We start from the raw sequence: 7,957 nt of genomic DNA on the forward strand, positions 1-7,957 counted from the left end.
CTTGCGCTTTTGTGCTATTTTGGTGTTGTTCAAAACCCATCACTTTAAAAGGAAATATCATGATTTCTCAAGGTCAAACATTACCAGCCGTTAGTCTTACACAGCTTACTGACGACGGTATGCAAACACTTACCAATGAAACACTTTTTGCAGGTAAAAAAGTGGTGTTATTTGCAGTGCCAGGCGCGTTTACACCTACCTGTTCAAATGCACATTTACCTGAATTTATTACTCTAGCAGATAAAATAAAAGCCAAAGACGTTGACGCTATTTACTGTATATCAGTAAACGATGCGTTTGTAATGAAAGCATGGGGTGAGCAACATAATGCTCAAGCAATCGAGATGCTTGCCGATGGCGATGCGAGCTTTACCAAAGCACTTGGTTTAGATAAAGACACAGCAGCATTTGGTGGCGTACGCTCAACGCGTTATGCGATGATTGTTGAAGATCAGCAAGTCACAGGTTTATTTGTCGAACAAGATAAAGAGTTTGCAGTAAGTCGCGCAGAAGCGGTACTTGAAAAGCTTTAAAAAACAACACTGATTGGCATAGGGTTTAATACAAATCCTATGCTTTACAGCTTATTATGGCTGGTATTTTTGGTTTTGCGCTATTTCGTTTGCTTTATGTGTAAAGGCTCAAAACTGACTGGTTTGAAATCACAGGCACTCTTAAAAACTACTCTTAGCTTCTTATAATCCTCTCCCTCCCAAAAAACTTATTATTTTTTGATTTTTTTAGCTGTAATGCTTTGTAATAGACATAAATCAAAAATGCCATATTATTATTCCCTTTAATGTGGACAAATTAAAGCCGTTAAGCATTAATGAAAAAAGATTGCTTTGTTGTTGGTTTTTGTGCTTTTTTTGTGCTCTGATTGTTCACATAGTTTCTAATTCTACGTCATCGCTTCGTAAATTCAATTTAACGCGGAGAGATGATGTTATTATCAAGGAACTTCCACACAAGTGATCAGTATGAAACTAATCCTCATCTAAAGTTTTGGGTTATTTGGTCTGATTATGAAGATCGAATTCGTGCTTGTTGTTATAAGTGGTTACATAGTGACAGAGGCAAAGTTGAAGACGCGATGGCACAAGCTTGTGAAAAAGCACTCACAGTGTATGTACAAGATAGTTCAAAAATAGAAAACATGTTTGCTTGGCTGTGCCGCATAACGCACAATATTTGCATGGATATACATCGCTTAAACACTAAAGAAAGCGACTTAGTAAAGCGAGTTAGTGGTTCCCCATCACAATTTTATTTCACCGAAAACTATTCAAAAACACTAGAAAGTGAATATGAACGTGACCAATTATATCAAAAACTAACCGACGCAATTAATAGCTTACCTTATGACTTAAAACAGGTGATCCAATATAAATTTATTTATGAGATGGAATACTCTGAAATAGCACTCCAACTACAAATCAGCCAAGAAAATGCGAGAAAACGTGTACAACTGGCGCGAAAAAAGCTAAGTGCGTTGCAGTATGCGTAACCTATATGTCTAGGTCATAGCTTTACTTGGGTTTTTAACCACAAAAATAATTAAAAACCTTTTTCACAAACCAAGGAATATCCCGTTATTTAGGTAACGGGGGATCTGAGCAAGATACCCAAATTCAAATCGAACATTCGCATCATCTTAACTGGGATTGATGTGGCGGAGCTTGGCTGGAGCATTAAAATGAAAAATGAAAGGCAGTGGTTTGTGGTTTATACCAAAGCTAATAGTGAAAAAAAGTTTGCTGTGCAGGTCAATCTTTTACAAAGTGATTGTGAAGCCTTTTTACCTTTAATAGAGCAGACCCGCCAATGGAGTGACCGAACCAAGCTGATTAGCGTACCGTTATTCAAATCATATGTGTTTGTTTATATTGATGGTAATGAATACCAGCAATTAAAACGTCTACCAGGTTTTGTTTCATATATTAAATTTAATAATTTTCCTGCTGTTATTACACCGCAAGAAATGGAAAAAATTCAACGTTTTTTAGCTACAGGCAAGGTAGTTGAGGTAGCGCATAATCATTTACTCGTAGGTACTAAAGTTGAAATTGTTAGTGGGAGTTTGCAAGGGTATTGCGGCACGTTGGTTGAGCGACGTAATCAGCAATTGGTAGCGATTGAAGTGGAAGGGTTAGCGCAAAGCATGATGTTGACTTTACCAGAGGCGCTATTGAAACCGATTATAGAGGTATAAGCATGGCGCATCTAAGTGAAGTAAATATACAAGCGCTGAAAGATCAGTTATTACGTTATGAGGGGTTGTCGTTAAAACCGTATATATGCACGCAAGGCAAATTAACGATTGGCATTGGTCGTAACCTTGAAGATAAAGGTCTGTCATTAGATGAGGTGGATTATCTACTCAATAACGACATTACGAGTGTTATTGCACAGGTTTCAACGCATATTCGCGTATTTGAATCATTAAGTGAAACTAGAAAAATTATTTTGCTCGATATGGCATTTAATCTAGGAACGACAGGGTTATGTAAGTTTAAAAAAATGCTTAGAGCGTTGGAAGCTGGAAATTACTCATTAGCAGCGGCTGAAATGCTTGATTCTAGATGGGCAGAGCAAGTTGGTGTGAGAGCGCATGAGTTGGCACAAAAAATGGTTTTGGGAGAATGAAATGAGAGGCCAAATTCCTGCACTGCAAGTATCTCATTCAGAGCAAGAACAACGTGTTGCTTATCATCTCTATCAATTTGGTAGTGCGCTAAAAGCGCAAGATGAGCACGTAAGTGATACTGTTAAAGACCTACATGAGCAGTTAAATAAACTTATTTCTATGCCAAGGTTTACTCACCTTGCTCATTTATTTTCGTTGTCTAGCGCTGAGACCAAGTTGTTAGCACTTGTTTATATTCAAGCCCAAGATCCAGATGTGATAGCCCCTTTTTTAGGTTTAAGTTGGTTTGAGCAAGGCCCATTTCTGAGTTTAGACAAGTTAGCAACTTTGATAGACGACTCGCTAAATAAATACACAACTATAGCGGATTTTGGCTCTAAGTCAGCATTGTTTAAATGGGGTTTAGTGCATTTGAGCAATGAAAGCATAGGCTTACAAAGTGCAGTGATCATTGCGCCTTATTTGCACGAGTTTTTACAGTGCGGCACTACAAGCTGTGAACATCTTAGTTTATTGACGATAATTGAAACAGCGCAAGATCCGGTATTTGACAGCTGCTATAGCTTACCCAAAGAAGATGTTACTACTCAGTCTTTGCTTATTCTAGCTAGTGAGGACGAGGATATAACCGCTTGGTATGCACAACAGTTGGCATTGCGGTTTGATAGCAAGTTAGCATACTACACAGCAGAGCCAAGCAGTGGGGTTAATATAACGCATATAATGCATGAGTTTGCTTGCTTACAGCTGGTGGCACAAGGGCAGCCAATCTTGTTGTATTGGCCCGAGATCAGCGACTTGTTGCAACACAATTTGATCCAATTAAATAGCCTGATTGAACAATGCAAAAAATTAGTGCTCATCACCCCAAAAGCTCAACCTCTACTTGGGGAAATATTTTCTCAGACATTAAAAATTGTATTACCAACACCAACCTTATCACAACTGAGGGATGCTTGGTTGTCGTTATATACGAATGAAAAATCGAGCTATTTAGATATAACCCAAGCTCAGCAGCTGGTGGCTAAATACCCTGTAGCCTTATCTCACATGAAACAGCTAGCAAATAAGGCAAAGACCGAAAAAAGTGAGGATCACGATTACTGGAAAACGTTACAAACATTGTGTTTCGTAGCGCAAAGTCAATATTGCGATGAACTAGCAAAATTGTGCCAAGCACGTTTTACCCTAAACGATATGGTACTAAATGATAAAATTGCAGTGCAATTGCAGGAATTGATCGCTCGAGTTAACTTCAAAAGCGCTTTACAGCAGCGGCTACCGAGTTTTCATCAAGGATGTAAAGCACTGTTTTGGGGCAAGCCTGGCACGGGCAAATCGATGGCGGCAGAAGCTATAGCAGGAGAGCTACAGCTTCCTTTGTACATGGTTAACTTAGCGAATATCGCCAGTAAATGGATTGGTGAAACCGAAAAACACTTAGCTAAGTTGTTTGACTCAGCAGAGCGAAACAATGCTGTATTGATGTTTGATGAAGCGGATGCCATTTTTGCAAAACGCAGTGAGGTAGAGTCAAGCCATGATAAAAACGCCAACATGGGCGTAAGTTATCTACTACAAAGAATGGAGCACTACAGTGGTTTACTACTGCTGAGCACGAACTTTAAAAGTAACTTGGATGAAGCATTTTTGCGTCGTTTTCATGGTGTAATAGAGTTTACCCTACCAACAGAGCAAGAACGTGTACAAATTTGGACTCGGCATTTAAACAGCAATGCTGATATACACTTACAACAAGGTATCGAAAAACTTGCTACGCTTTTTGAACTCAGCGCTGCGCAAATTATCAATATTTGCGAGGTCGCGCTACTGCAAAGTTTAATGCTAAGCAAACCGCTGATCAGTCGCGATGAAATAGCCATAGCGCTACACCGAGAGCTCTCCAAACAACATGCAGGGTTTATGGCTCAGCAATCCCTAACAAATTGGCTCAATGGAGATACATATGGATCCCACGCTTATATTTAAAGTGCAACAAGCGCTTAAATCATTTATTACACAACAAGCGTTAGCGTTTAATAGCACCGATGTAAAAGCCGACAGTAACTCAGCCATTACATTAAGTTTTCAAGCTCCAGATAAAGCATTTTTCGACAAAGTCGTCACCAACACCCCAGCCATAAACTGTTACTTAATAGGCATAACAGAAGATATTCAAAGACGACAAAGCGAGCCTCCTCGCACGCAAATGAACTTTACCCAAACACATCGTACCCGCTTTATTGAGCCCAAGTTTATTTCTTTAACTTATATGCTGACCGTATGGAGTAAAGATGAAGAAAAAAGTGCAGAAATAGAGCACATGATTTTAAGTTACTTGATAGCAGGATTAGGGCGGTATGACTTCTTACCCAATGAGTTATTACAAGCGCAGCTAATAGATACCTCTCCTTACGGTATTCGCAGTCAGCTATTTGGTAATGAACAAAGTGAAAAAGTGACAGGCCAAGTATGGCAAGCTTTAGGGAGTACCCCTAAACCGACTCTTATCTATTCACTCTCTCTACCAATGCCTGTATTTGAACCTGTAGAGCTACCAATTATTAAAGAAATGAATAATAAACTTGATAACAAACCCAGTTAACTTTCCTTTTATTTAACAAATCATTTTTCATTCGGCTTTTATGGGTACTCAACCCCTAGCTGATCTCAACATTTATCTACAGACTATAAAGGACAATTATGAGCACTTTAGATCGCAATGCTGAAATAAAAAGCTATTTTCAACGGGGTGATATTCCTACACAAGAAGAATTCGGAGCCTTAATTGATGCTGCAACCACTGATCAAATTGATAATGAGCGCCTGCCAGAGCAAATAGATCTTACTGTACGTGGTGACAGCTCGTCATTAACAGCCAAAGCGCTCATTGGTAATGGTGCACAAGTCACCAATCTTGCAAACGAAAACCTACCTAAACAAATTGATCTAAACGCGGCAACGGGGGAAGGTAATGCAAGCTTATCAACAGAGCAACTCACCGCAACTACCGTCAACGCTACAGCACTGATTGGTGATGGATCACAAGTGACAGGCTTACATGTCAGTAATTTAAGCGGTGGTGTGATTGATAACAGCTTGTTGAACAAGGCCAGCCAATCAACACAAGGGATCGCAAAGTTCGCTACAGCCAATGACTTAGACAATGGCAGCATGGCAAGCATGATCTCGGCAGGAGATTTAAAGAGTGCCTTAGATACCAGTAAAAGTTATGTCGATCAGGAGCTTGCACTTATTCAAGCTGGTATTAAGTTTAAGAAAGAAGTCGCGACAGTGTTCACTGATAATTATGATTTGACCGCTGGTGTACCAACAGAGCCTGTTAATGGTTACCTTATTCAAACTGGCGATAGGGTGTTGTTTAGTGCTCAAATTGAGCTTGCAGAAAACAAAGTTTGGGTAGCACAAGCAAATCAAACATGGTTACTAGCAGAGGATTTTGATAACACGTCTGAGCAAGAGCTATCTGCAGGCATATCTGTTGAAGTGTTAAAAGGCGGCGACCTAGAATACACGATTTGGACTGTGAGTGAGGTAAGTACAGTTAATACGCAAGTGCGTTTAACATGGCGAAAGCGTAATGACATTAACAATTATCAACATGGTGATGGCGTTATTATCGAAGGTTTGACGATTAAAGGCGATCAGAGTTGGGTTGAGGGGGTTGTACAAAACACAACGATTAACGCAAGCAGCCTACAAGGCGAAATCGCCAGTAATCAAATTGCAAGTACCATCGAAAACAAAACGTTTTCTGGCAACGGGCTAGGACTCACCGATCTTAACGCCGATAATATTACCAGTGGTAGCCTTGGTATTGCACATTTTCCTTCACAACTAGACTTTACGCGAGGTAATACGGTTCCTAACTCAAGTATTCAAGCTGGTAGTTTTATTGGTGATGGCAGTGGATTATCAAATATCAGCATAGACCACTTACCAATAGCGACACTAGAGGAAATTTTAGTCGGTGAGCAGAGCAAACTACCTACGGCACAGCATGGTGCGTGGTTAAATAAAAAAATCGATGCCTTAAGTTGCCCAAAGCTTAAAGAGTTCACGGTTGCTTGTATCGAAACTACACAAAACATTAATATTGATAATGTACCTGGCGAAATAGATGGGTATGCACTTAAAAATGGCGATTTAGTGCTTTTTAACGCACAAGTAAACCAACGAGAAAACCATATTTGGCAAGTAAACAAACTCACAGAAGGGTTTAGCGTACAACCGACAGACGTGTATCTACCTGCCGATATGCGACAAGGTGATGCAGTAATTATTAGCTATGGTGCAAATTATCAAAATCAAGCGTTTTTACTAAAAACACATCATGCAACAGAAAGTGGTGATGTATATAAATGGCAGGCAACAGAGACGTTATCAATAGCCGGTACCGGTTTAGTGCAAGACAGCAACCGCTTTAGCGTAGACTTTGCTAGCAATGATGATGTTACCAATGGTGTATCAGATAAAGTGGTGGATAGTGCCTTGTTGCAACAACGGATGAGCACACTCACCCCAAGCCAGTTACAATTTTCAGGTGAAAATCAACCGTCAGTGCAAAGTATCGCGCAAAGGCTTGATGCCACTATTGCGCTGGCAGATCAAACTTTACCCACGGTCTCTGCAGTAAACACATTGCTAAATAAAATCCAAGCAGTGGACTCACAGAGTCACAACACTGACTTTACAGTTGAGCATAATACCTCCTGTTTTTTGCAGTTGAATGCTGCTCAAGAGGTTACCATCACATTGGATGAGTCAGTGAATCACTTTAGGGTTTTAGACTTTGCTAGTTGGGACAATACAAATGCAATATTATTGAACCAAGCTTCGCAAGCAAACACGCTAAAACTTCAGCTAGACACTAACTTAAAGAGCATTGATTTTTATAAAGTAGATAATGGATGGTATATCTTTGACGGTATGAGTGGCAAAAGACAGTTACAGTCATCACCAGAATAACAATGCATTTTACTTCTTAGCGCTTACATCCAATCAGTAATAGCGAACTCAAATCTCACTGTCCTTAAAGGAATCAAAATGTATCAGTCACTTAGTCATGAACAGCAAGAGCACGACACGCTCCCCGTACAACGCCAAGCAATAAGCCGAGAGGCGCGTTTAAAAGACAACGTAGGCAGCATGATGGGCGTCGATTTAAGCCACGTAAACGTGCATACCAACTCATCCAAGCCCGCGCAACTTAATGCCCACGCTTATGCCCAAGGCAGCGAAGTACACATCAGCCCAGGGCAAGACCGCCACCTAGGCCATGAGCTTGCT

8 protein-coding genes are annotated in these 7,957 nt (G+C 40.1%); all 8 read left to right on the plus strand.

Annotated elements, in window-relative coordinates; all coding sequences use genetic code 11:
- Positions 1-59: 59 nt before the first annotated feature.
- Positions 60-533 (plus strand): peroxiredoxin, encoded by a 474-nt coding sequence (locus J7338_RS14960; RefSeq protein ID WP_210797801.1) that lies wholly within the window; start codon positions 60-62, stop codon positions 531-533.
- Between the two features lie 407 nt (positions 534-940).
- Positions 941-1,507 carry an RNA polymerase sigma factor gene (locus J7338_RS14965; RefSeq protein WP_228733004.1) on the plus strand — a complete coding sequence of 189 codons (567 nt, stop codon included), beginning with the start codon at positions 941-943 and terminating at the stop codon, positions 1,505-1,507.
- A 189-nt stretch (positions 1,508-1,696) separates the two neighbouring features.
- Positions 1,697-2,212 carry a UpxY family transcription antiterminator gene (locus J7338_RS14970; RefSeq protein WP_210797802.1) on the plus strand — a complete coding sequence of 172 codons (516 nt, stop codon included), beginning with the start codon at positions 1,697-1,699 and terminating at the stop codon, positions 2,210-2,212.
- A gap of 2 nt (positions 2,213-2,214) precedes the next feature.
- The gene (locus J7338_RS14975; protein ID WP_210797803.1) at positions 2,215-2,646 is read left to right on the plus strand and encodes a glycoside hydrolase family protein; all 432 of its coding nucleotides are present in this window, start codon (positions 2,215-2,217) and stop codon (positions 2,644-2,646) included.
- A 1-nt stretch (position 2,647) separates the two neighbouring features.
- Positions 2,648-4,636: an ATP-binding protein gene (locus J7338_RS14980; RefSeq protein WP_210797804.1), complete on the plus strand. Its 1,989-nt coding sequence runs from the start codon at positions 2,648-2,650 to the stop codon at positions 4,634-4,636.
- Entirely contained in the window at positions 4,614-5,252 is a 639-nt protein-coding gene (locus J7338_RS14985) for a Pvc16 family protein (protein WP_210797805.1), read from the plus strand. The genes J7338_RS14980 and J7338_RS14985 overlap by 23 nt, the downstream gene beginning before the upstream one ends.
- 98 nt (positions 5,253-5,350) lie before the next feature.
- Positions 5,351-7,636, plus strand: coding sequence for a hypothetical protein (locus J7338_RS14990; RefSeq protein ID WP_210797806.1), 2,286 nt, complete (start codon positions 5,351-5,353; stop codon positions 7,634-7,636).
- 78 nt (positions 7,637-7,714) lie between these two features.
- Positions 7,715-7,957, plus strand: a 243-nt coding sequence (locus J7338_RS14995; RefSeq protein WP_210797807.1) for an eCIS core domain-containing protein, incomplete at its 3' end; no start/stop codon positions are given.

It is taken from the genome of Pseudoalteromonas ostreae (genome assembly GCF_018069805.1).
Taxonomy (GTDB): Bacteria; Pseudomonadota; Gammaproteobacteria; order Enterobacterales; family Alteromonadaceae; genus Pseudoalteromonas; species Pseudoalteromonas ostreae.

Coding starts and splice junctions, on each gene's coding strand:
- J7338_RS14980 (WP_210797804.1), top strand. CDS start 2,648: ATGAGAGGCCAAATTCCTGCACTGCAAGTATCTCATTCAGAGCAAGAA.
- J7338_RS14965 (WP_228733004.1), top strand. CDS start 941: ATGATGTTATTATCAAGGAACTTCCACACAAGTGATCAGTATGAAACT.
- J7338_RS14970 (WP_210797802.1), top strand. CDS start 1,697: ATGAAAAATGAAAGGCAGTGGTTTGTGGTTTATACCAAAGCTAATAGT.
- J7338_RS14975 (WP_210797803.1), top strand. CDS start 2,215: ATGGCGCATCTAAGTGAAGTAAATATACAAGCGCTGAAAGATCAGTTA.
- J7338_RS14985 (WP_210797805.1), top strand. CDS start 4,614: ATGGATCCCACGCTTATATTTAAAGTGCAACAAGCGCTTAAATCATTT.
- J7338_RS14960 (WP_210797801.1), top strand. CDS start 60: ATGATTTCTCAAGGTCAAACATTACCAGCCGTTAGTCTTACACAGCTT.
- J7338_RS14990 (WP_210797806.1), top strand. CDS start 5,351: ATGAGCACTTTAGATCGCAATGCTGAAATAAAAAGCTATTTTCAACGG.